The 23,798-nt window shown below is 61.6% G+C and carries 24 protein-coding genes; 12 read left to right on the top strand and 12 right to left on the bottom strand.

Features of this window, described 5'->3' with window-relative positions:
* Positions 1-2: 2 nt before the first annotated feature.
* From ehuD to DEM27_RS27675, 8 genes are all read left to right on the top strand, one after another.
* The gene (ehuD, locus tag DEM27_RS27715) at positions 3-665 is read left to right on the top strand and encodes an ectoine/hydroxyectoine ABC transporter permease subunit EhuD (protein ID WP_109461492.1); all 663 of its coding nucleotides are present in this window, start codon (positions 3-5) and stop codon (positions 663-665) included.
* Positions 665-1,444 (top strand): ectoine utilization protein EutA, encoded by a 780-nt coding sequence (gene eutA, locus DEM27_RS27710; protein WP_109461491.1) that lies wholly within the window; start codon positions 665-667, stop codon positions 1,442-1,444. The genes ehuD and eutA overlap by 1 nt, the downstream gene beginning before the upstream one ends.
* Positions 1,441-2,445: a hydroxyectoine utilization dehydratase EutB gene (gene eutB, locus DEM27_RS27705; RefSeq protein WP_109461490.1), complete on the top strand. Its 1,005-nt coding sequence runs from the start codon at positions 1,441-1,443 to the stop codon at positions 2,443-2,445. Before eutA ends, eutB begins: the two co-directional genes overlap by 4 nt.
* On the top strand, positions 2,442-3,434 hold the full coding sequence (gene eutC, locus DEM27_RS27700; RefSeq protein WP_109461489.1) for an ectoine utilization protein EutC: 993 nt from the start codon (positions 2,442-2,444) through the stop codon (positions 3,432-3,434). Before eutB ends, eutC begins: the two co-directional genes overlap by 4 nt.
* 34 nt (positions 3,435-3,468) lie before the next feature.
* The gene (gene doeA / locus DEM27_RS27695) at positions 3,469-4,650 is read left to right on the top strand and encodes an ectoine hydrolase DoeA (RefSeq protein WP_109461488.1); all 1,182 of its coding nucleotides are present in this window, start codon (positions 3,469-3,471) and stop codon (positions 4,648-4,650) included.
* Between the two features lie 3 nt (positions 4,651-4,653).
* On the top strand, positions 4,654-5,649 hold the full coding sequence (doeB, locus tag DEM27_RS27690) for a N(2)-acetyl-L-2,4-diaminobutanoate deacetylase DoeB (protein ID WP_109461487.1): 996 nt from the start codon (positions 4,654-4,656) through the stop codon (positions 5,647-5,649).
* A gap of 610 nt (positions 5,650-6,259) precedes the next feature.
* The gene (scpB, locus tag DEM27_RS27680) at positions 6,260-6,907 is read left to right on the top strand and encodes an SMC-Scp complex subunit ScpB (protein ID WP_109461485.1); all 648 of its coding nucleotides are present in this window, start codon (positions 6,260-6,262) and stop codon (positions 6,905-6,907) included.
* 192 nt (positions 6,908-7,099) lie between these two features.
* Positions 7,100-8,284: a multidrug effflux MFS transporter gene (locus DEM27_RS27675; protein ID WP_109461484.1), complete on the top strand. Its 1,185-nt coding sequence runs from the start codon at positions 7,100-7,102 to the stop codon at positions 8,282-8,284.
* 10 nt (positions 8,285-8,294) lie between these two features.
* On the opposite strand, the gene DEM27_RS27670 is transcribed toward DEM27_RS27675, so the two are convergent.
* Both DEM27_RS27670 and DEM27_RS27665 read right to left on the bottom strand, forming a co-directional pair.
* Complete coding sequence (locus DEM27_RS27670; RefSeq protein WP_109461483.1) at positions 8,295-8,687, bottom strand: DUF427 domain-containing protein; 393 nt, start codon at positions 8,685-8,687, stop codon at positions 8,295-8,297.
* Positions 8,688-8,767: 80 nt separating this feature from the next.
* Entirely contained in the window at positions 8,768-9,649 is an 882-nt protein-coding gene (locus tag DEM27_RS27665) for a LysR family transcriptional regulator (protein ID WP_109461482.1), read from the bottom strand.
* 128 nt (positions 9,650-9,777) lie between these two features.
* Between DEM27_RS27665 and DEM27_RS27660 the strand changes: the two genes are divergently transcribed.
* Entirely contained in the window at positions 9,778-11,274 is a 1,497-nt protein-coding gene (locus tag DEM27_RS27660; RefSeq protein WP_109461481.1) for a CoA-acylating methylmalonate-semialdehyde dehydrogenase, read from the top strand.
* 404 nt (positions 11,275-11,678) lie between these two features.
* On the top strand, positions 11,679-12,080 hold the full coding sequence (locus DEM27_RS27655) for a helix-turn-helix domain-containing protein (protein WP_109461480.1): 402 nt from the start codon (positions 11,679-11,681) through the stop codon (positions 12,078-12,080).
* 10 nt (positions 12,081-12,090) lie between these two features.
* Here DEM27_RS27655 and DEM27_RS27650 read toward each other — a convergent pair whose 3' ends face one another.
* The 6 genes from DEM27_RS27650 to DEM27_RS27630 all read right to left on the bottom strand — a co-directional run bounded on the left by DEM27_RS27650 (position 12,091) and on the right by DEM27_RS27630 (position 17,496).
* Entirely contained in the window at positions 12,091-12,393 is a 303-nt protein-coding gene (locus DEM27_RS27650; RefSeq protein ID WP_245446163.1) for a hypothetical protein, read from the bottom strand.
* A 101-nt stretch (positions 12,394-12,494) separates the two neighbouring features.
* Positions 12,495-13,244 (bottom strand): TfuA-like protein, encoded by a 750-nt coding sequence (locus DEM27_RS27645; protein WP_109461479.1) that lies wholly within the window; start codon positions 13,242-13,244, stop codon positions 12,495-12,497.
* Positions 13,241-14,503: a YcaO-like family protein gene (locus DEM27_RS27640; protein WP_109461516.1), complete on the bottom strand. Its 1,263-nt coding sequence runs from the start codon at positions 14,501-14,503 to the stop codon at positions 13,241-13,243. The genes DEM27_RS27645 and DEM27_RS27640 overlap by 4 nt, the downstream gene beginning before the upstream one ends.
* Positions 14,504-14,518: 15 nt before the next feature.
* A complete protein-coding gene (locus DEM27_RS35005; protein ID WP_280954539.1) occupies positions 14,519-14,650 on the bottom strand; it encodes a hypothetical protein in 132 nt (43 codons plus the stop codon).
* A 106-nt stretch (positions 14,651-14,756) separates the two neighbouring features.
* Positions 14,757-16,703: an AfsR/SARP family transcriptional regulator gene (locus DEM27_RS27635; protein WP_245446162.1), complete on the bottom strand. Its 1,947-nt coding sequence runs from the start codon at positions 16,701-16,703 to the stop codon at positions 14,757-14,759.
* Positions 16,704-16,857: 154 nt separating this feature from the next.
* Complete coding sequence (locus DEM27_RS27630; RefSeq protein WP_109461478.1) at positions 16,858-17,496, bottom strand: TetR/AcrR family transcriptional regulator; 639 nt, start codon at positions 17,494-17,496, stop codon at positions 16,858-16,860.
* Between the two features lie 129 nt (positions 17,497-17,625).
* On the opposite strand from DEM27_RS27630, the gene DEM27_RS27625 reads away from it, so the two are divergent.
* Positions 17,626-17,880, top strand: coding sequence for a hypothetical protein (locus DEM27_RS27625; protein WP_109461477.1), 255 nt, complete (start codon positions 17,626-17,628; stop codon positions 17,878-17,880).
* A 116-nt stretch (positions 17,881-17,996) separates the two neighbouring features.
* On the opposite strand, the gene repC is transcribed toward DEM27_RS27625, so the two are convergent.
* From repC to DEM27_RS27605, 4 genes are all read right to left on the bottom strand, one after another.
* Entirely contained in the window at positions 17,997-19,211 is a 1,215-nt protein-coding gene (gene repC / locus DEM27_RS27620; RefSeq protein ID WP_109461514.1) for a plasmid replication protein RepC, read from the bottom strand.
* A 157-nt stretch (positions 19,212-19,368) separates the two neighbouring features.
* Positions 19,369-20,370, bottom strand: coding sequence for a plasmid partitioning protein RepB (gene repB, locus DEM27_RS27615; RefSeq protein WP_109461476.1), 1,002 nt, complete (start codon positions 20,368-20,370; stop codon positions 19,369-19,371).
* A 78-nt stretch (positions 20,371-20,448) separates the two neighbouring features.
* Positions 20,449-21,627 (bottom strand): plasmid partitioning protein RepA, encoded by a 1,179-nt coding sequence (gene repA, locus DEM27_RS27610; RefSeq protein ID WP_109461475.1) that lies wholly within the window; start codon positions 21,625-21,627, stop codon positions 20,449-20,451.
* Positions 21,628-21,813: 186 nt separating this feature from the next.
* Positions 21,814-22,434, bottom strand: a complete 621-nt coding sequence (locus DEM27_RS27605; protein WP_109461474.1) for a TetR/AcrR family transcriptional regulator — start codon at positions 22,432-22,434, stop codon at positions 21,814-21,816.
* A gap of 72 nt (positions 22,435-22,506) precedes the next feature.
* On the opposite strand from DEM27_RS27605, the gene DEM27_RS27600 reads away from it, so the two are divergent.
* Positions 22,507-23,784 (top strand): MFS transporter, encoded by a 1,278-nt coding sequence (locus DEM27_RS27600; protein WP_109461473.1) that lies wholly within the window; start codon positions 22,507-22,509, stop codon positions 23,782-23,784.
* Positions 23,785-23,798: the final 14 nt, after the last annotated feature.

Genomic DNA, 23,798 nt, shown 5'->3' with positions numbered 1-23,798 from the left:
CGATGGAATGGGACTGGAATTTCGTCTGGCAGATCATGCCGACCCTGCTCGAAGGTTTGAAGATCACCATCCTTGCGACCGTGCTCGGGGCCGCCGTCGCCGCCGCCGTCGGCCTCGTCTTCGCGATCCTGCGCATGACCGCGCCGAAGCCGATCGCCAAGGTCACCGGCTTCATCGTCGAGTTCATCCGCGGCACGCCGCTTTTGGTGCAGCTCTACTTCATCTTCTACGTGCTGCCGGATATCGGAATCCGCCTGCCGGCGCTGCTGGCCGGCGTCATCGGACTCGGTCTGCATTACGGCACCTATGCGGCGGAGGTCTACCGCGCCGGCATCGAGAACGTGCCGCGCGGCCAGTGGGAGGCGGCGAAGGCGACGAACCTCACCGGCCGGCAGGCCTGGATCCACGTCATCCTGCCGCAGGCGATCCCGCCGATGATCCCGGCGCTCGCCAATTATCTGATCGCCATGTTCAAGGAGACGCCGCTGCTCTCCGCCATCACCGTGCTCGAACTGATGAACCAGGCGAAAAGCGTCGCCAACAGCAGTTACCGCTACATCGAGCCGATGACGCTGGTCGGGATCTTCTTCCTGATCATGAGCCTGATCTCCGTCGTCTTCCTGCGCTGGCTGGAAGAACGGTATGCCCGCGTGGAGGAACGCTGATGCCGACATCTGATCTCACCCTCGCCTCGCGCCCGCCAAAACTGGACGAGCGGCCGCTGGCAAAACGCATCGGCCTGATCATCCTGGCGACGGACCACACGACGGAAGTGGATTTCCAGCGCATGGTGGCAAACGAGCAGATCGGCGTCTATGCCACCCGCATCCCTTATGCCAATCCGGTGACGCCTGAAAACCTGCGAGCCATGCAGCCGTCGCTGACGGCGGGTGCTGCGCTCATCCTGCCGGACGAGCCGCTCGATGTCGTCATGTATTCCTGCACCTCCGCCTCGGTGGTGATCGGCGATGCCGCGGTGATGGCTGCGGTGAAGGCCGCCCAGCCGACTGCCGCCGTCGTAACGCCGACGGCTGCGGCCGTATCCGGCCTCAAGACTTTCGGCGCGCAACGCATTTCCGTGCTGACGCCATACACGATCGAAACCAGCCAGCCGATGGCCGACTATTTCCTGGGGCTCGGCTTCGATATCGCCCGCTTCACCTGCCTCGGCCTCACCGACGACCGCGAGATGGCGCGCATCTCCCCGGAAGACATCGTCGCCTTCGCACGAGAGGCGACGGCGCCCGACAGCGACGCCCTGTTCATTTCGTGCACCGCCGTGCGGGCGGCGGGCGTTGCGGCGCGGATCGAAGCTGCCATCGGCAAGCCGGTCGTCACCAGCAACCTCGCCACCGCCTGGGCCTGCCTGCGCCTCTGCGGCGATGAGGCAAAACGGCCGGACCTTGGCCGCCTGATGACGCTCGCCTATCCGGGGGAGGAGTGATGACCGCGCTTCCCGTAACCCTGGCGGATATCGAACAGGCTGCAGCCCGTATCGAAGGCCGCGTCCAGCATACACCCTTCGTGATGTCCGCAACGCTTTCCGAACGCTGCGGCGTGCCTGTCGGCCTCAAGCTCGAGCACCAGCAGGCGACCGGCAGTTTCAAGCTGCGCGGCGCGACCAATGCCGTGCTGTCGTTGTCACCGGAAGAGCGGGTAAGGGGCGTCGTCGCCGCCTCGACGGGCAATCACGGACGGGCACTCGCTTATGCCGCCAAGGCGGAAGGTTCGGTTGCGACGATCTGCATGTCGCGGCTGGTGCCCGACAACAAGGTGTCGGAAATCCGCCGGCTCGGCGCCGATGTCCGCATCGTCGGCCGGTCGCAGGACGAGGCGCAAGTCGAGGTGGGCCGGCTGGTCGCCGAAGACGGCCTTGTGATGGTGCCGCCGTTCGACAATGCCGCCGTCGTGGCGGGACAGGGCACGCTGGGTCTGGAGATCGTCGCGGCCATGCCCGATGTCGCGGCTGTTCTCGTGCCGCTTTCCGGCGGCGGGTTGGCGGCCGGCGTCGCGGCGGCAGTGAAAGGGCGTTTGCCGCAGGCGCGTATCATTGGCCTCACCATGGAACGGGGTGCGGCGATGAAGGCGAGCCTCGATGCCGGGCGGCCGGTACAGGTCGAGGAAGTGCCGAGCCTTGCCGATTCGCTCGGCGGCGGCATCGGGCTCGACAATGCCGTGACCTTTCAGATGTGCCGCGCCCTGCTCGACGACGTGATCCTGCTGTCCGAAGCCGAGATCGCGGCGGGCATGCGGCACGCCTACACGCATGAACGCGAGGTGGTCGAGGGGGCGGGCGCTGTCGGCATCGCGGCCTTGCTTTCGGGCCGGCTCGGCCGGCTGGACGGCCCGGTGGCCGTGATCCTCTCCGGCCGCAACGTGGACATGGGCCTGCATCGGCAGGTGCTCAATGGTGAAGGCAAACCGTTCGGGGAGGACGCGGCGTGACGACAATGAGGATCCTCACCGAAGCGGAATTGCGGCGCATCGTTCCGCTCGACCTCGAAGCGATCGCCTGCGTCGAGGACGCCTTTCACGCGCTCGCCACCAGGGCCGTTGCCATGCCGCCGATCCTCCGGCTCGACATTCCCGAGCATCGCGGCGAAGTCGATGTGAAGACCGCCTATGTACCCGGCCTCGATGGTTTCGCGATCAAGATCAGCCCCGGCTTCTTCGACAATCCGAAGATCGGCCTGCCGAGCACCAACGGCCTGATGGTGCTGTTTTCGACGACGACCGGCCTGGTGCAGGCGGTGCTGCTCGATAACGGTTACCTGACGGACGTGCGCACGGCCGCCGCCGGCGCGGTCGCCGCAAGGCATCTGTCGCGCAAGGACGCCTCCGTCGCCGCGATCTTCGGGGCGGGCATGCAGGCGAGGCTGCAACTGCAAGCCTTGAGGCTCGTCCGTCCCATCCGGCAAGCCCGCATCTGGGCGCGGGATGCGGCAAAGGCGGAAGCGGCGGCGGACGACCTGACGAAAAGGCTCGGTTTCCCCGTGCACGCCACGGCGGATGGACGCACGGCCGTCGATGGCGCCGATATCGTCGTCACCACCACGCCTTCGGAAACGCCGGTGTTGAGGGCCGAATGGCTGCGGCCCGGCCAGCATGTCACCGCCATGGGCTCGGATGCCGAGCACAAGAACGAGATCGAGCCCGCCGTCATCACCGGCGCCGGCCTCTATGTCGCCGACAGCCTCCGGCAGACGCGGCGGCTTGGAGAATTGCACCATGCCATCGAGGCGGGCCTCGTGGCGGCGGACACGATCTTTCCCGAACTCGGCGAGATCGTCGCCGGGCGCAAACCGGGCCGCACCGGCCCCGAGCAGATCACCGTGGCGGACCTGACCGGCACGGGCATCCAGGACACGGCCATAGCCACGCTTGCCGCCGCCCGTGCGGCAGCAACGGGTGCCGGCACGAGTTTTACGAGTTGAGACCGGCTCTACGCCGGGTATAGAGGAAAAACCGATGAAACAAGCGAACCTGAAGTTCTCACTTCCGGAATATGAAGCGCGTCTTCAAAAGACCCGGAGGGCCATGGAAGCCAAGGGCATCGACGTGCTGATCGTGAGCGATCCGTCGAACATGAACTGGCTGACGGGTTATGACGGCTGGTCCTTCTACGTGCACCAGTGCGTCGTCGTGCCGCCGGCCGGCGAGCCGATCTGGTATGGTCGCGGACAGGATGCCAATGGTGCGAAATTCACCGCCTACCTCAAACATGAAAACATCATCGGTTATCCGGACCACTATGTGCAGTCCACCGAGCGCCACCCGATGGATTACCTTTCGGCCAAGCTTGTGGACCGCGGCCTCGACAAGCTGACCATCGGCGTGGAGATGGACAATTACTGGTTCTCCGCCGCCGCCTTCGCCTCGCTGCAGAAACACCTGCCGAATGCCCGTTTCGTCGATGCCACCGCTCTCGTCAACTGGCAGCGCGCAGTGAAAAGCGAGACGGAAATCAGGTACATGCGCTATGCCGCCCGCATCGTCGAAAAAATGCACGAACGCATCTTCGACAAGATCGAGGTCGGCATGCGCAAATGTGATCTCGTCGCGGAAATCTACGATGCCGGCACCCGCGGCGTCGACGGCATCGGCGGCGATTATCCGGCGATCGTGCCGCTGCTTCCTTCCGGCGTCGAGGCTTCCGCCCCGCATCTCACCTGGGACGACCGGCCGATGAAATCCGGCGAAGGCACCTTCTTCGAGATCGCCGGCTGCTACAATCGCTATCACCTGCCGCTGTCGCGCACCATTTTCCTCGGCAAGCCGACTCAGGCCTTCATCGATGCCGAAAAGGCGACGCTGGAGGGCATGGAGGCAGGCCTTGCCGTGGCGAAACCGGGCAACAGCTGCGAGGACATCGCCAACGCCTTCTTCGGCATCCTCAAGAAATACGGCATCGTCAAGGACAACCGCACGGGTTATCCGATCGGCGTCTCCTACCCGCCGGACTGGGGCGAGCGCACCATGAGCCTGCGCCCCGGCGACAAAACGGAGTTGAAGCCGGGCATGACCTTCCATTTCATGACCGGCCTCTGGCTCGAGGACATGGGCTTCGAGACGACGGAAAGCATCCTCATCACCGAGACCGGCGTCGAGTGCCTGGCCGACGTGCCGCGCAAGCTTCTCGTCAAGGATTGAGCCATGCGTGTTTCCCCCATCAACCCGACCGTCGATTTTTCGACTGAGGGCGTGCAGCACGGTTTCCTGCGCCTGCCCTACAGCCGGGACGATTCCGCCTGGGGTTCGATCATGATCCCGGTCACATCGGTGAAAAACGGCGAAGGGCCGACGGCCCTTCTCACCGGCGGCAACCATGGCGACGAATATGAAGGGCCGATCGCGCTCTTCGATCTCGCCCGCAGGCTGAAGGCGGAAGAGGTGGCGGGCCGTGTCATCATCGTTCCGGCGATGAACTATCCGGCCTTCCTGGCCGGCACGCGCACCTCGCCGGTCGACAAGGGCAATATGAACCGAAGTTTTCCCGGCGCGCCCGACGGAACCGTCACCCAGAAGATCGCCGACTATTTCCAGCGCACGCTTCTGCCGCTCGCCGATATCGTGCTCGACTTCCATTCGGGCGGCAAGACTTTGGATTTCCTGCCCTTCTGCGCCGCCCACATCCTGCCCGACAAGGCGCAGGAAGCAAAGGCCTTCGACCTCGTCAGCGCTTTCGGCGCGCCCTGGTCGATGAAGATGCTGGAGATCGATGCGGTCGGCATGTACGACACGGCGGCCGAAGAGATGGGCAAGGTGTTCATCACCACCGAACTCGGCGGCGGCGGCACGGCGACGGCAAGAAGCGCCGGCATCGCCAAGGCAGGCGTCGCGAATGTGCTGAAGGCGGCGGGCATCCTGAAAGGAACGGTCAATGTTGCGGAGACCACCTGGCTCGACATGCCGGACGGCAATTGTTTCTCCTTTGCCGAGGATGGCGGACTGATCGAACCGCTTTACGATCTTGGTGACCAGGTACGCAACGGCGATGTGGTGGCCCGTATCTATCCCATCGGCCGCACCGGTAGCGCACCGCTGGAGGTTAGGGCTAAGATGGATGGCATCCTGGCGGCCCGCCATTTCCCGGGTCTTGTCAAGCCGGGAGACTGCGTCAGCGTGCTTGCGTCAGTGGTGATGGAATAAGCTTTAAGCTCGCCGAGCACGTCCAGCCTTCAGGGCGAAGTGTTCGCCGGAGATAGCCGCACCATCTGCGATCGTTTCCTCAAGTCGCCTTTTGGCGCGCAGGTCAGCACGACCGACGAGCGGCTGGAACATCGACAACGCCGCATCGATCAAGGTATCGCCAGCTTGCTCAAGGTCGCTATCATGATCGCATGTCGGCGGGTTGCGTTCAGATGCTGGGGCTCTTATGTGGGTTTCGGCACGGTCCCGGGAGGATTCCCGCCCGTCATCGCCAGCAGGGCATGACATCGGCGCCGTCGGATGGATCTACGCTTTCTATCTGCTTTTCGGCGACCTTCGTGTGGGCGCATTCTATCGACCGGGTACGACGCGGCTTATCGTCCATCTCGTCAAAGCCGCCGCGACGTGATCAGGGCCCGGAAAAATCTTCCTCGGTGGAGAAAACGGCGCCATTCTTTGCAGCAATTGCACCAACGTCGCTGCCTCGGTAACATGCATCATGACCGGCCCGAAAAAGAGCAAGACGATTCTCCCCTCAGCATCATGCGCCTTCGTGCCGCTTTTCCCGCAACCGGCTGGCGCGGTTTCGCCTTTGAACAGGCTTTGAACCATGGCGCGGCGTCCGGAAAGGCTCTCGGCCATCGATACCGAGCTGTCGCACCTGCCCGCCGAGCGGCGATGGCGGGAGTGGATGAACCGGGTGGAGGCGGTGATCTTCGCCTCGGCGACGCCGGTCCCCCGTGAAATGCTGACGCGCATCGTCGGGCAGGATTGCAACATCGATCTCATCATCGAGGATATCGGCGAGGAATTGCGCGGTCGGCCTTACGAGCTTGTCGCCGTCGGCGGCGGCTGGCAGCACCGGACCCGGCTCGCTTATGCCGACGTGATCAGGGCTTCCACGGCGCCGACCAAACCGCCCGGCAACATCACCCAGCATGAAGCAACGGTGCTGATGGCCATCGGTTATTTCCAGCCGGTGACGCGCAACGATCTTTCGAAGATTTTTGGCAAGGAAGTCGGTCGTGATGCGATTGCCGCGCTGCGGCAGGCGGGGTTCGTTACCTCGGGGCCGCGCAGCCCCACCCCCGGCGCACCCTATACTTTCGTGACCACCCCGCATTTTCTCGCTGCCTTCGGCTTTGCCTCCCTGCGTGATCTGCCCGATATCGAGATGCTCGAAGATGCCGGCCTGCTGAAGAAAGCCATTTCGGAAGAAGAAGGCCTCGGTTTCCAGGCGGATGAGGAAGACGAATAGCCGGCAAGTACCAGCACCGCCGTGGTGCCTGGATCGAAGCCGTCCTCCCGCCTGCCCGTGAAAATCGCCAGTGCTTTCTGTTGATCCGCCGGGCGATTGGTTTATGAGGGATCATCCGCATGCGTTCGCAAGCATGCATCCAGTTCATCAGCCGTCAGCGAATTGAAGCAATTGTCCACGACAGCCTCCCGCATGAGCGAACGCAGGACCAGCATCCTCGGAGCCTTACTTGCCACGCTCGGCCCGATCTCCATGGCGATCTACACGCCGGCCATGCCGGAGCTGGTCACCGCCTTCACGACCTCGGACTCCGTGATCAAGATGACCCTGTCGGTCTATTTCGGCGGGTTTTCGATTGCGCAACTGCTGTCGGGACCGATGTCGGATGCCTTCGGGCGGCGCAGCGCCACTCTGTTCTTCGTCGGCGTCTATGTGCTCGGCAGCCTGATGGCCGCCTTTGCGCCCGGCGTCGAATGGCTGCTGGCCGGCCGGCTGATCCAGGGCGTCGGCGCTTCCGTCGGCATCACGGTCGCCCGCGCCATCGTGCGCGACCAGTTCACCGGGACGGAAGCCTCGCGGATCATGAACCTGATCGGCATCATGCTTGCCATCGGTCCGGCCACGGCGCCCACTCTGGGCGGGCTTTCTTTGGCGGCTTTCGGATGGCAGTCGATCTTTTTCCTGCTGATCGGCTTCGGCCTGCTGGTCTGTCTCTCGGTGTTCGTCTTCATGCGGGAAACCACGGTGCCGGATCGCTCCCGGGCCAGGCCAGGTTCGCTCCTCTCCGCTTATGCTGTGCTCGCCACCGACAAAAAGTTTATCGCCAGGTCGCTGGTTCTCGGCGGTTCCATCGGCGCCTTGTATGCGCTGGCAACCATGCTGCCGTTCATCCTGATCAAGATCGTCGGCCTGTCACCGACAGCCTTCGGCCTGGGCATGCTGATGCAAACCGGCGCCTATTTTTTCGGCTCGATCGCCCTGCGGTATTCCGCACCACGACTGGGCGGTGATCGCTGCGTCGAGGTCGGGCTCGGCCTCATCGTCACGGCCGGGCTGATGATGGTGCTCTCAGCAAGGGTCGTTGCCCCCTCCTATCTGTCGATCATGCTGCCCGCCGCCTTCCTGAGTTCCGGTATCGCCTTCCTGATGCCGCACTTGACGACGACGGCGCTCTACCCCTTTCCCAAGATCGCCGGTTCGGCCTCGGCGATGATGGGCTTCATCCAGATGGGCAGCGGTTTTCTGGCCGGCGTGGCCGCAGCGCTGATCGGCATGCCGTTGATCGCCTTCGGCACGATCATCCCCTGCATGGTGACCATCGCGGCCCTGAGTTATGCCTATATCCGGCATGACGGCAGGAAGAAGCGACGTGCGTAGCCTTGCCCCTTCAGCGGTCCGGCAGAATTTCGATGCTATCGACCCGGTCCGGGTAAAAAGCCAGGCAATCCTTGATCTCTTCGACGGCCGCGTAGGGCATTTCATAGCTCCACACCGCATTGTCCGCTGTCTTTCGCCCGATATGGATGCTGTAATACGACGCATCACCCTTGTAGGGGCAATAGGTGCCGTGCCCGGTTCGCTGCAGAAGCGCCATATTCACGTCTTTGCGCGGAATGTAATAGACGCCTGGATAAGCGGCTTCCGTCAGAAAGAGCGCCTCCCTGCTGTCGGCAATCGCCTCTCCCGCCAGTGTCACGACGACGCGATCCTTGGCGTGTGTTATAGTGATGGGATGGTCCGGTCCCGGAAGACGGGTGACCTTTTCTGCCGCGGCTGACATGGTTTTCCTCCTGATGACATGACGGAAGGCAGATGGTGTTCCATCTTGCACCGATCAAGCCGCGACGGATCACGGCTGCGTTACGAAAACTGCTCGGCGTGCTGGTGGACGGTCTCGGAGATGAAATTCGCCACGACATTGATGCGCCGCAGCGTACGCACCGATTCATGATAGGACAGCCAGTAGGAGCGGCGGATGATGCGCTCGGGCAGGACTTCGACCAGTTCCTGATATCTACGTGCAATGAAGGCATGCAGGATGCCGATGCCCGCCCCTGCCCTCACCGCCTCGACCTGGCCGAGCGCGCTGGAAATCTCGAATGCCGGCCGCCAGTCGCGGCTGAGTTCGGGGGCATAATTCAGCGACGGGCTGATTACCAGGTCGTCGACATATCCGACCAGCCGATGCTGTGACAAGCCCTCGATCGTTGCCGGCGATCCGTTCTGCTGCAGATAGTCCCGGCTGGCATACAGGCCGAGGCTGTATTCCACCAGCTTCTTGGCGACCAGGCGCCCCTGATCCGGCAGGTCGACCGTGATGGCGATATCGGCCTCGCGCCGCGACAGGGAAAAGGAGCGCGGCACGGGCACCAGTTGGATCTTCAGATCGGGATAACGGGCCGTCAGGCTCGAAAGCCGGGGCGCGAGGAACGTCACGCCGAAACCGTCGGGTGCACCGATGCGCACGGAACCGGCAATGGCAACGTCTTCATCGCCGAGCGTCGAGCGCGCCGACAGCATCTCCGCTTCCATCCGCTCTGCCGCCAGCAGGAATTCTTCTCCCGCATGGGTCAGTTCGCAGCCATTGGTGCGACGGGTCAGCAGCTTGGTCTTGAGTGCGTCCTCCAGCGCCGTCACCCGCCGTGCCACCGTGGCATGATTCAGCCCAAGGCGTTTCGAGGCGGCGAGAATTTGCCCCGCCCGCGCCACCGCCAGAAAGACCCGCACGTCGTCCCAATTCATTTTCGTCCTTCCAGCTACTTCAATATACGCACAACGGATACGCTTCTGCTTCTCTTGCAATATCCATTTTGTAAAGCGATGATAAGTGCACCATCTTCAAACGACATCAAAAAGGGAGGCACGTATCCATGCGCCAGGTCGGACACTTTATCGGCGGCAAGCATGTTGCCGGCACCAGCGGCCGCACGACGGAAATCTACCAGCCGATGGACGGAACGGTTCAGGGCACCGTTGCGCTGGCAACGGCCGCGGAAGTCCGCGCTGCCGTGGAAAACGCCAAGGCTGCGCAGCCCGCCTGGGCCGCCACCAACCCGCAGCGCCGCGTTCGCGTCATGCGTAAGTTTCTCGAACTCGTCGAAGCCGAATATGACTCGCTTGCCGAGTTGCTCGCCCGCGAGCACGGCAAGACCATCCTCGACGCCAAGGGCGATATCCAGCGCGGCCTCGAAGTCGTCGAAGTCTGCCTTGGCGCCGCCCACATGCTCAAGGGTGAATTCACCGACAACGCCGGCAGCGGCATCGATACCTATTCCATGCGCCAGCCACTCGGCGTTGTCGCCGGCATCACACCGTTCAACTTCCCGGCGATGATCCCGCTGTGGAAAGCCGGCCCGGCCATCGTCAGCGGCAATGCCTTCATCCTGAAGCCGTCGGAGCGCGATCCGGGCGTGCCGATGCGTCTTGCCGAACTGTTCATCGAAGCCGGCCTGCCGGCGGGCATCTTCAACGTCGTCAACGGCGACAAGCTGGCCGTCGACACGCTGCTCGACGATCCCGATATCAAGGCCGTCGGTTTCGTCGGCTCGACGCCGATCGCCCAGTACATCTACGGCCGCGCTTCCGCCAACGGCAAGCGGGCGCAATGCTTCGGCGGCGCCAAGAACCACATGCTGATCATGCCCGATGCCGACATGGACCAGACCGTCGACGCCCTGATCGGCGCCGGTTACGGCTCCGCCGGCGAACGCTGCATGGCGATCTCCGTTGCCGTGCCGATCGGCAAGGATACGGCCGAGCGCCTGGTCGAGCGCCTTATCCCGCGCGTCGAAAGCCTCAAGGTCGGCCCATCGACGGATTCGAGCGCCGATTACGGCCCGGTCGTCACCAAACAGGCTCTCGAGCGCATCAAGGGTTATGTCGATCTCGGCGTCGAGGAAGGCGCGAAACTCGTCGTCGACGGCCGCGGCTTCACGATGCAGGGTTACGAAAACGGCTTCTACATGGGCGGCTGCCTGTTCGATCATGTCACGCCGGACATGCGCATCTACAAGGAAGAAATCTTCGGGCCAGTGCTCAGCATCGTCCGCGCCGATACCTATGAAGATGCCCTGCGCCTGCCGAACGAACATGAATACGGCAACGGCGTCGCGATCTTCACCCGCGACGGCGATGCGGCCCGTGATTTCGCCAGCCGCGTCCAGGTCGGCATGGTCGGCATCAACGTGCCGATACCGGTTCCGATCGCCTACTACACTTTCGGCGGCTGGAAAGCGTCGGGATTCGGTGACCTGAACCAGCACGGCCCGGATGCATTCCGCTTCTACACCAAGACGAAGACCGTCACCTCGCGCTGGCCGTCGGGTGTCAAGGATGGCGCAGAATTCGTCATCCCGACCATGAAGTAAAATATGCAAATGCATATTAAAGCGCCGCCTTCTATCGAAGGCGGCGTTTCATTTTGGCCTTTTGTCAATTTACGGCACAGGCCTGCATTCAAGCCATGTCCTGTTTCGAGACGGACGTTCCAGTCGCCCTGCGACAGGTCGGCACAGCCTGCGATTATTGCCAGGTTGTAGCCAAGTGCTTATGAAATTTCATATTTTTGAAAATCGATTGTCCCGGACCTAGCGAATGTCGTAAAATTCCCTTAGTGAAGACCGTCCGAAGGTCTGGATTTGCGCCCGATCGCAGGCGCGCCGCCACGCTGCCGTTGATTCGTATATGAAACTCGGCTAATGGTTGCGCAGGCATATGACTATGATCGTTTGCTTCAGCAGAAGCCTATAATAACGTCAAGGAGAGCATTTCCGTGAAAAGCCAACCACATGCCGTCGATGTCCAGGTCGGGAAAAAGATCCGCAACCAGAGAATGATCAGCGGCATCTCGCAATCCGAACTGGGTGACCGCATCGGCGTTACCTTCCAGCAGATCCAGAAATACGAAAAAGGTTCCAACCGCGTCAGCGCCAGCCGCCTGGTGGAGATTGCCGGCGCGATGAACATCGACGTCCGCTCGTTCTTCGATGAAATGGAAGGCCAGGCCGCCAACAACAACGAGTCCGTCAAGGAAGAGTTCGTCGTTTCCCGTCAGGGGCTTTTGCTCAATTCCGCATTTCTCTCGATCAAGAACGAGGCCATCCGCACGAAGATCCTGAAACTCGTTCAGGAAATTGCCTCGACCGAGACGGTCGCGGCCGAAGCGAAAGGCTGATCATTGTCTGTCAGCCGGTTCCTTCCTTTGACTCCGCCCTCGCTTCGGGGGCGGGATGAAGGATCTTGATCTTCGCCGAGACGGTCGTGTTGGCGAGTTTTGCCTTTTGCCTGACCAGTGTCTGCACAATATGGTCCGGAGCCGTTTCCAGATCGACACCCTCCCAATCCAGAACGAGTTGCAGCAACGCCATGTCGGTCAAGTGGACCAGATGCGGCAACTTCAGCGCCTTGGCTTCATCCTTGGCGGCGGACAGAAGGCGAAAGATGCGGGCATAAGCATCGCTCTGGTGGTCTGCGTCCATCTTGAGCATTCACGGCCCCTTTAAGCTGAATGTGGTGTCGGCGTCACGCTCGACCGAACGCTTGCTGACACTTTCCGCTTTCCACCGTTATTCCAGCGTTACAGCCGTCGTCAGGCCGCGCGCGTGTCACTGCTCAAGCCGGCTTCGTCGCATATTTCGGCATGCAGAATATCCCAATGCGATGTCGCCATAAAGGTCCAGCCGGAGGGCCTGAAATTCGTCGTGCACTGGGCCAGCCAGGTCAGCACGGCATGGGCGTCGGCGCGTTTTCGCTCTACCTTGTTTTCCCGCAGCGAAGCGAGGATCCGCTCTCCGCTCCCCCCGAAGACGCAATCCTTCACGACAGCGACATAGGTCCGGTTCGAAAAATGCAGGAAACGCCCGGCGAGGAGCAACTTCTTGCGTTCCCCGGCACTGATCGATCCTGAGGCATGCGCGGCTGCGATCGTCGCTTCGAAATCCACCCACGGCACGGACAAGGGCAGCCAGCCGAGTTCGCTCGGCCCGTGGACGAGCGCCACGGCCTCGTCGTCCATCAATCGATAATTGGCATAATCCTCATAGATCGACCCCAGGCCGACCATGCCGAATGGCGCACATTCAGCGGCGCGCAAGGCGCCCATGCTCGCTCCGCCGGCAACGGCAACGCCATTGTGCAGGGCAAAGAGAATTTCCTTGTGCCAGACCGACGGGAGATCGCCAAAATATCCGTCGATCAATCCGATCGCCTTGGCGCCGTCGCGCACGGCACGCAAGATGTCGCCGCAGGCGGCGGGCGGGCGGATATCCAGCCCCGGAAATTTCCGTTTCAAGGTACTGATTTCACCGCTCAGGCTCGGGCCGGCAAAAAGGACCTTCATGTTCTTCGCTCCCGTAGCGCCGCGACGGCACGCAAACCAAGCTGAATATTGTCACCGACGATCTCGACTTCCAGCCCGGGCACGATCACCCGAACCACCGAAACGGGAAAATCCGGGGAAGACAGCGGTACGGCGACGACCTGCCCTATCCCCTTTTCCTCAAGCCGATCGACGATCCGGCGGATCGTCGCCTGTACCGTTTCCGGCCGGCGCTCGACAGCCGCAGGCGGAAACGGCCGTGAAGAGCAATCCTTGAGCGACACAAGCTGAGCCATCGACTGGTCGCCGTCGAGGCGCTGATAAAGCCGTGGCGAAAAATCGTCGCGGCTGCCGGCGATCGCCGTCAAACGGCTCTGGGCCGCTTCGGTGATGGCACGCAAGGCGGCGCGCACCGGATCGGGATGGCAGCCGCAGCCGCCGCAAACCTGTGTCCACCGGGCATCGAACCGGGCCGCCATGGCGCCGGGGATGATCACCGCCAGGAACGCCGGAACACCGATATCCGTGGTCATGTCGAGCAGCAACAGCTCCATGCCCGCCCTGGCAATGCGGGCGCGCAGAATATCGACGACGGGATCGTTCAGGCTGGCGGGATCGATGCGCGCATGCTGCAGCCACTCCCAGGGCCGCAGCTGCGTCAATGCCCAGGCGTCACGCTCCACCAGTTCGCAGAGGCCGTGCAGAACCGCCTCAGCCGGCCGGTTGCCGGATGCAAGGCCATCGCTCGATTGCTCGAAACCGGCGGGACGCGTGCCGCGATGATCGAGGCCGACGAGCCACCACGGCACATCCACGCCCTGGCCGGACATGAGGTCATAGCCGCGGCACCAGGGCAGCGGCGCCCTGGTGATCTCGTCGGGAACGCAGCGCGCCACCGACGCCAGGTCGATCATCGACCGGCCGGAGGAACGCATAGCGTCCACGGTTTTCAGGTGCAGATCGTCGGGGACGATTTCCGCTATGCGCGTTTCGACGGCCTCCATGGCCGCGGAGGCCAACGCCGCGTCATTGTCTATCCCCTTGCCCTGGAACACCGACAATGTGTGGCTGTTCGGGCGCGTGGCAAAGGCAACGGGAATATCGAGCACATCCAGCCCGGTCAGCAGGCCGACCCTGGTGATGCCCAATGCGGGAAAAAACGGCTTGATGGACGCAAACGTCCGCCCCGGCGTCACCGAACGATCATGATAGGCGTTGAAACCCGTCGATGAGCGTCCGAGATCGTCCACAAGCAGATCCAGTGACGACGAGGCAGACATTTGCATCATGGCAGTTTACCGGAAACGAACGGCGTGAACGATGTTCGACGTGGCGTTGGTTTCGACGCTCAAGCTCTCCTGCTTCAGGGCCGCCTGCGCGGCAGCGGAAAGCCGAACGGAATTCGCAGTCGTCTCATTGGTCTTCATGAGGTGTCTCCACGTTGGAATGCAGCATCGCTGCGGGCGGGAGAAATTCACCACGACAAGCGTCATTCGACCGTGACACGCGATCTAATATATTGAAAAGACTATGTTATTGCAGGCCTGCAATATTGAGCCCGCGAATGAGCAGCCTGGTGTGATCCGGTTGCCGGTCGGGAACGAAATGCCAGAGGTGCTCGGTGCGGAAATCCGGGAAGTTCTCGAGCACGACCGAAGCATGATGCCTGGCCTGCGGCAGATCGCCGATCATCGCATAGATTGCGGCGAGCAGACGGGCCGTTGCCGGTCGCGACCGCACCGGTTCCATGACCTCCAGCGCCTTTTCGTAGTTTTCCTGGACGAAATAGATGCCGCCCAGCTGCCAGTAATAATGATCTGAGGGTAGCGGGTTCAGGCGGAAGGCGGCGATGCTCAGGGAAAGGGCTGCGTCGAGCTGGCCATCGTGGGACAGGGCATCGGCATAATCCGCCAGAATGTCGGCATCGTTGGGGCTGAGTTCCCTCGCCTGCTGGAAGAAATCGAGGCTTTCTTCGAACCGCCGCTGGTAAAGCGCGATAAAACCCAGCTCGCGAAAGACACGGCCGTTGTTGGGATCGGTCCGCCGCGCCAGCACCGCCGCTTCCTTGGCCTTGTCCAGCAATTCCCTGGCCCGCATGAACCGCACCAGCCATTCAAGCGACAGGCTGCGCGATATGCCGGCATGCGCCGGCGCAAAGCTGTCGCAGCGCTGCAATGAAGCCTGGAAAAGTTTGCGGGCCTTGCGCAGCAATTGCAGATCGGTTCCGGACAACAACCGCTTGCCTTCGAGATACAGTCGATAGGCGGTCGGCGTGGTATCGGCCACGGGTTTCGAAAGTTCCGAACTTTCGATCGTATCGGTCAACGATGTGACGATGCGCCGGGCAAGATGCGAGAAGGAATCGTTGATCCTCTGCAGCGTCAGCGGCAGGTCGATTGCCCAGAGCACACTGGCATCGGAAAGCCGTGTCAGACGACAGGTGGCAAGCACGTCCTCACCCGCTCCCCGCACCGTGACATAGATCGAATAATCGAATTTCAGATCGTCCGACGTCGCGGCAAACTGCACCGGCTCGATCGCCCGGCTCACCAACTCGAAGCTCGTATGGGCGGCGATGATCTTGAAACCGCGCTGCTGGCTGAGGCCGATGGTCACCTCCTCGAGCAAGGCGCGACCAACCCGCATCATCAGCGGATCGGAGAGGATCGATTCCGGCGGAAGAATGACGATGCGCGGCTCGCCGGCGGAACTGGAGGCCGATACCGGGAGCGAAAGCGGCGATGCCACGCCGGCCGCACTGGCGGGCTGCACGATGCCGAGTTCAAGGGCCAGGCCGACCGTCTTCTCTTCCGGTTCCGTATCGAAATCCTCGCGTAGACGCGCCTTGCAGCGCAGGTAGGCTTTCCGGGCGCCGGACATGTCGCCCTTGCGGGCGTAGACGGACATCAGCGTCCGGTGGGCGATTTCGTGCGCCGGATCGATATCCAGCAGCCGTTCGGCGAGAAACAGCAGGTCGTCGTCCTCCCACTCGCCATCCTCTTCCAGCATGCGCGACAACAACCGCACCCGGCAATCAGCGAGTTGCTGCCGCTCGAATGTCAGCCATTCCTCGGCGCCATGCGTGGGTGTCTGCGACAGTTCCAGAAGGTCGCCTTCGAAAAGCACCCACTGCGATTTCGGCAGATCATCGGCCCGAAGCAGCAAAAGCAGGTCAACATCCCAGGCATCGTCATTCAACGCCAGGCTGGTCCGCGTCGTCTTCAGCAAAGGCGGCACATCTGTCGGCACGCTTTGGTCGATGCGCGACAAAAGTTGCCGCAGGCTGCCCGCCCGCCGCTCCGGCGTTTCGGAGCGCCATAACAGGCTCCGGACGGTTTCCCTGTCGGTCTCCAGCCCCTGGGACACGGCAAGAAGCCCCAACAACAGATAGGATTTTTCCGGCAAAGGGATTTCCTGCCCGTTTTCGAGCAGTTTCGGCCGCCCGAGAAGGCAGATTCGCGGCTTTGCATTTTTGGCCACGGTCAACGCCGCCACTCCAATTTGCAGGAATCCGGTTCAAACCACCAATGTATAGCAGCCGATCCGTTCACTCCCGACAATACCTATTCAAAAAGTAGAAATCGAGAGCTCTTCCCTCAAAAAGGGTGACGTTTTGTCATAAAAATAACAAACGCTAATGCTGATGCTCAAGCGACGAGATGGTTGTCTCGCACGCCTTGGCGAATTGGGTCGATGGCCCCTCCCCGCCCATGGCCTGACGGCTGACACGCGCGCCTTCCAGCAACATCGACAGCATATCGGCCAAAAGATCGGCCTGCTTCATGCCGGCCCTGCTGCACAAATCCGCCAGCCGCTGCCGTTGCTGTAGCTTGAATTCTTCAATGACGGAATGCGCCGGATGCCCCTGCTCCTTCAGCTCGATGGCAGCATTGGCAAGGTCGCAACCGTAGGGCTCATATTCGAGGCATTTTGCGCGCGCGGCAATCCATCCCCTGAGCTGCGCCTTCGGATTGTCGGGATAGCTGGCTTCCAGCTCGTCCCAGACACGCGCCGCCTTGCGCGACGTCGAGCGCAAAACCTCGCAGATCAGATCGTCCTTCGATCCGAAATGACGATACAGCGTCATCTTGTTGGTGCCGGCGGCATCAGCGATCGCATCGACACCGATGCCACGGATACCATGCGTGCGGAACAATTCACAGGCGGCGGAAACGATCCTTTCCCGCGGTCGGAGCTTTTCCTCCCCTGCGACATCCTCAAATTCGCCAGGATCTTTGTGTTCTTGATTTTTGTGCGTCGTACGTATTGACATGAGTGTGACCGGTCGGTAACTATCAGGATGTTACTTACCGGTAACACTCTTAGCCAGTTCTGTCAAGTTTCGGTCCTCGTCTCCACCGCACCGGTGTCGTGGGCCTTCAAGCGATGAAGGAGAACCGTCATGTCGCAATTTCATGGGGACCTCACTCTCTCCGAGGTCTTGAACGATCCTTTGATCTTGTCCGTCGCCCGCGCCGACGGAATGAGCCCAACGGAATTCAAGACGTTTTTGTATTCCAGCGCCGATCGCCTGCACCGGAAGCCGGGCACAAAGCCCGTCGCCTATCAGGCGTCCGTCCTGCCGCACCGCAAGCTCCACGCGTTGTTTCCGGCCGTGGAGCAGCGTGACACCACGTGCGGCATGGCCTGCTATTGATCCGGGTTGCGAGCATCGCATTGGAAAAACCTGTTTCATCTGTCCAGTCCGGCGCGCCCATGCGCCAGAAGAACACCAATCCGCTTCGTTGATGCGCGCTCCTGCCGGTTCGCGCATCAACCCGCTTTCTGCGTTCTGCCTGTATTCGTCCTGATCAGCGCCATCAGCATCGGCCCGAGCGAAAACTCCCCCTGCTCCGCCCGGCGCGTTAAATCCCTCAAATAGCCGCCCGCCGAATTGATCTGCCCGGCCCTCTCCAGAATACACGCAATCACCGTCGCCGCATTTTCCGGCCCCATCGTCTCGCAGGCTTGCTGGTACGCGCCCGGACTGACGCCCAGCATCGACCGCACGGTGACGGCCGCCGCCATCAGATCCCGCCAGTTGCCAACCGCTCCGCCGGGGCCATAAGCGCCGATCTCCGGGCAGGCCTGCAGCACCATCGCCAATGGAAATGTTTTCAAGCTGCTTCCGTCCTCAGTCGGATAAACCCTCCGGATCGCTTCCTGCTTTGTTTTCAAAGCGAGTTCAAGTTCAGTAGGATGGTTTGGGTTTGAATTCTGTATGTGCTGCTCAATTTGAGACTCATTGGCGCTCTGTTTTTTTGATTTTACCAAAGATTCCATCCGGTTGACGATGTCAGCCCGCAGATTTCTAAAGTCCTTCAGGATCGGCGCGAGATCTCGAAGATCCGGAACCTTCGGCAATCGGCCGACGATCTCCCGGAAGCGCAGATAAAGACCGTCCCAATCCCCTGGCATCGCTTCTTCCATCGCGGCTTCGATGAGCTTGGCGATATCTCTACGGCACAAGGAAACCTGCTCGCGCATGCTGCGAAGCGCCTGCCTGTCGGCGACGACCTGTGCGGCGACCGCCTCGATCTCGTCGGCCCGCGTCAGCAATGGTGCAAGGCTGAAGCCAAAAGCCTGCTCGACCTGCCCGGCATCGCCCTTCCTGGCATATCGCTTGCCGTTGGGACTATCCTTGCGGATCAGCAGGCCGGCATCGACCAGAGCAGCAAGATGACGGCGAAGCGTCGCCGGCGCGATGCCGTGAGCCCGCACCGAAAGCTGCGCATTGGATGGAAACACCACCAGGCCGTTTTCTTCGGAGATCTCGGTCTTCGGATAAAAACTCAAGAGCGCGTTCAGGACGGCGAGTGCCCTGTCAGACACGCCGAAATGCTGCCGGGCCTCGCAGAGAGCCCGAAACAGTTTCCATTTTTCCACGCGCTGCTCGGGATCGATGTCACGTGCCTGCAGCTGATGCGCCAGCATGCCAAACGAGATCGCTCGCCGCCCGAAAGGCGTCGTTACATATTGCCCATTCATCATTCTTCACCTTCAAAGAAGGCAAAAGAAATTCGTTCGCCGAAAAGACGCTGAAAACACTTGACTACGATTCGCGGAAATGGGATTCTCAGATTGCTACATCGAGAGAGGTTCTCGGATCCGCTTCGTCGGTTCGGGGACCTTTTTCTTTTGCGGTTCAGTCTCCTTGTTTCATGCTGCCGCTCTCCTCTTCCTGCCTGAACTGCTGATAAAGCCTGTCCAGATTGCTGGAGAGAAACTGGCCGAATCGGCCGGCATCCTTCGCCTTCAAAGACAAAGAGAACGCCTTGCCGGTGTTCTTGAACTCGGCGCTGACGGATTTGTCCGCCGGTGCCCAGGTGTTTGCCGCAGGGGCGCTACGCTTGCTGCCGCGTTGCCCCCGCTTGATATGGTTGAGCAACAGCTCGAAACGATCCTCAGCCTTTGCCGCGAGAAATTCCGCCGTCGTGACGAAACCAAGCGCCTTGTCGAGGTTTGACGGTTTCTCGACCAGCTGGGTCAGCTCAAGCCAGCGATCACGGCCGACACTTTTGGCGGCACCAATGGCCTGCAGCAAGGCGGCGGGAACCCGGCCCGAGACGGACAGCATGCGGGTCAGCATCGGCGCATCGACGGCCAGCGCCGACTGGATGGTCGGGCGATCGTAACCGAGGTCGAGGAGTTTTTGCGCAAAGCTGGCACGTTCGATGAAGGACAGGTTTTCACGCGCCGAATTTTCCTGGCCCTGGGCGATGACGTGGTCGCGGTCGTCGATCTCCTTGACCACCGCCCGAACGGGCCGGCCGAGCTGGCGCGCCGCACGCACGCGCCGATGACCGAAAACGACCTGGTAACGCCCGCCGCCTGTCGGGTGCGGCCGCAACAGGACGGGGCTGTCCTGGCCACGACTTTCGATTGCCGCCACCAGTTCCTGAAACGCCTCATCGTCCTCATCCATGCGGTCGGAGACGAAGGAGGCCTCGATCAGTGCGGCATCCAGTTCCTGCACGACCTCGCCTTCCAGCAGCTGGTCGGCCCGCGCCGCCTTCTCCGCAAGCTCACCCAGCGAATTGATCATCGATCGGGAGGCGCCACGCGAGGCATAACCCGGCGTCGCCTGACGGCCGGTGCGGTTGCTGTCTGCCTGGGTAATGCCGAGAAGAACATCCTTGCGGGCCATCTCATTCCCCCCTAATTTGCAGCAAGCAATTGAATTGGCATCGAAAAAAGGCCGAATGTACGGCTGACAACGTCATCATCACCGCCCCCATGCCTTGATCATCAGTTCGATAATCTCCGAATTCACCGCATCGAGCGATTCCCGGGCGCGATCATAGGTGGACGGCGTGAATTGCGAGCGCTCAACCTCGTACAATGTCTGTTTCGTCAAGCCTGCATCCGAAATGGCCGTCGACTTCACCATCTGGTTCTTCAGCATCTGCTTGGCAAACATCGACTGCATAAAGCCGACCATCTGCTGCTGCGGAATATCCATCGGCTCATAGCGGGTGATCAGGTAGCGGAACCAGTCGAGCGACACCTTGACGCCGACGCCCTCGACGCTCTTGAGGATATCGCCCAGCATCAGCAGAAACTGGCTCATCGACATGATGTCGAGCATCTGCGGATGGACGGTGATCAGCACCGAGGTCGCAGCAGTCAAAGCGGTGAGGGTGAGGTAGCCGAGCTGCGGCGGGCAATCGACGACAACGACATCGTAATCCGCATCGACTTCGTCCAGTGCATCGCCGATGCGCGTGTAGAAGGTTTTGCCCGCCGTCGATTCCTTGCTCTGCATCGCGATCGGCGTATCGTATTCGTATTCCTGCAATTCGAGATTGGCCGGAACGATGTCGAGATCAGGGAAGTTGGTCGAGCGGATCACATCCGAAATCGGACGCCGCTTGTCGTCGTAACGCAGCGATTCATAGAGCGAAGGGTTGCCGTCAAGCTCCGGCTGGATACCGTAGAGCGCCGTCAGCGATGCCTGCGGGTCGAGGTCGATCGCCAGGACGCGAAACCCCTTCAGCGCCAGATGCTGGGCAAGGTGGGCTGCCGTGGTCGTCTTGCCGGAACCGCCCTTGAAATTGACGACGGCAATCACCTGCAGCTTCTCGCCGTTGCGGCGATGCGGCACGCGGTCGAGATATTGCCGCAGCTCGTTCATCTGCTGGGCGGTGTAATAACGACGCCCGGTCGGGGAGGTGAGGGGCTCGACGCTCTTGCCCTGCAGATGCAGCTTCTTCAGATAGCTTTGCGACACGCCGACAAAATCCGCGACTTCCGACAGCGAAAACTGCCGCAGCGTCTTCTGAGCATTCGGCGGAAACTTTTCGATGCGCAGCATGTCGAGCTTGCTGGAAATCTCGCTTCCCTGATCGAGAATGATATCCGCAAAACTCAGTTCCGGTTGCGTTATGGCAGGTGTAACGTTCATTTCTTCCGAAGGCCTCGGTGACGATATTTTCCAATTAGAAGGAAATTATCGTCACTATCGCCCGATTCTGCCAGAGTGACAAGGAATTTAGGATTTTGGCCAGGTTTTCGGACCTTTTGCGGCACTTTTACCCAGGAAACTCCCTGTCATGGCTCGGAAAACAGCATGTAAACGCTGAAGCGCGCCTCAGCGCAGGAACGAATCGATCAGCCGCTCCGTATTCGCTGCCAATGAGACGGCGGGGCCATCGTCCCTGAAAAGCTGGCCGGATATATGGGTGCCTTCAAACAGCAACAACAAGCCGTCTCCAAGGGCGTCGGCATCGGCCGCCCCCATCTCGGCGGCCTTCTCGCGAAACCGTTTCCTCAACTGGCGCTTGTTGGCTTCGCTGACCCGCCGGGCAGGGTGGTCGATCTCGGGATATTCCACCGCGGCGTTCGACAGGCCGCAACCCCGATGGTCCTGCTTCAAGGCCCGGGCGGCAACCCCCGTCATGTAGGCGATGATTTGTGCACGCGCGTCACCGGGATGAGCGGCGACCGCTTCCTCGAAACGCTTCCAGAACTCCCGCTCGTAATTCTCCAGATAGGTCGCCGCCAGTTCGTCCTTGGAGGAGAAGCTGCGATAGAGGCTGGGTTTCGTCACACCGGCCCGGCGGACGATCTCGTCGACACCGATGGCACGAATGCCCTTCCGATAAAACAGCTCCCGCGCAACGCCCAGAATCTTGTCGACGGCACGCGGTGCCTGCGGCGCGTCGGCCCGTTTGCTATCGGATGCGGCATCGATGGACTCTGCGTCAACCATCAGGACCCTCTTGACATGTTACTGACTGGTACGTACTAATTCACATCCTCTAGATACGTACCGGTTGGTCACATGACAATAGCAAGAACTCGCCCGTTCGGCCAGCGATATGCCTTCGTTGTCGTCGGCGTTATTTTCCTGGCGCTTCTCATCTCCTCCGGCCTGCGCTCGGCGCCGTCGGTGATGATGTTGCCGCTGGAGGAAGCCTTCGGCTGGCGTCGCGACACCATTTCTTCCGCCGCCGCCATCGGCATCTTTCTTTATGGTCTTGCCGGACCCTTCGCCGCCGCCTTCATGGAGCGCTTCGGCTTGCGCCGGACATTGATGGGCGCCTTGCTCCTGATGTCCGGCTCGACGCTGCTCAGCCTCGGTATGACGCAACCATGGCAACTGATCGCCACCTGGGGCATCATGTCCGGCATCGGCACCGGTGCCGTGGCGACCGTTCTCGGCGCGACCATCGTCAACCGCTGGTTCAAGACCAATCGTGGCCTGGTCATGGGCCTGATGTCGGCGAGCAGTGCTACCGGCCTGCTCGTCTTCCTGCCCGTACTCGCCATGCTCGCCCAGTCGGGCGGCTGGCGCCCGGTCGCCATCGCCGTCGCCATTGCGGCCGCAGCGCTGCTGCCGCTCGTCTATCTTCTGGTGCCGGAACGTCCCGCCTCCATCGGCCTGACGCGCTACGGCGCCGATGCCGACGAGGTGTCGCCAGCGCCGGCGACCGGCAATTTCCTGCTCAACACGCTTTCGACGCTCGGCAAGGCCGCCCGCACCCGCGTCTTCTGGTATCTGTTCGCCACGTTTTTCGTCTGCGGTTTTACCACCAACGGCCTCGTCGGCACCCATCTCATCGCCTTTTGCGGCGACATGGGGATTCCGGAAGTCCAGGCAGCCGGCCTCCTTGCGCTCATGGGCATTTTCGACCTGATCGGCACGACGCTGTCCGGCTGGCTGACCGATCGTTTCGATCCGCGCAAGCTGCTGTTCGTGTATTACGGCGTCCGCGGGCTGTCGCTGATGTACCTGCCTTATTCCGGCTTTTCCGTCGCCAGCCTGACGATCTTTGCGGTTCTCTACGGACTCGACTGGATCGCCACCGTGCCGCCGACGCTGCGTCTCAGCAACGAGGCCTTCGGCGACCGAAGCGGCCCGCTGGTGTTTGGCTGGATCGTCGCCGGCCACCAGGTCGGCGCCGCCTGCGCCGCCTTCTTCGGCGGCTTCATGCGCGAGATCCAGGGAAATTACGAAATCGCCTTCCTGATCGCCGGGGTCACCGGCCTGCTCGCCGCCGTCATCTCGATGTTGATCGAGCCCAGGCAGCCACAGGCGGCAACGCCGCTGCCTGCCTGAGCCGCGAAGGGTTT

It is taken from the genome of Rhizobium album, assembly GCF_003122325.1.
Taxonomy (GTDB): domain Bacteria; phylum Pseudomonadota; class Alphaproteobacteria; order Rhizobiales; family Rhizobiaceae; genus Metarhizobium; species Metarhizobium album.
Note: the sequence above shows the minus strand (reverse complement) of the source record. Positions and strands in the feature narration are given on the sequence as shown.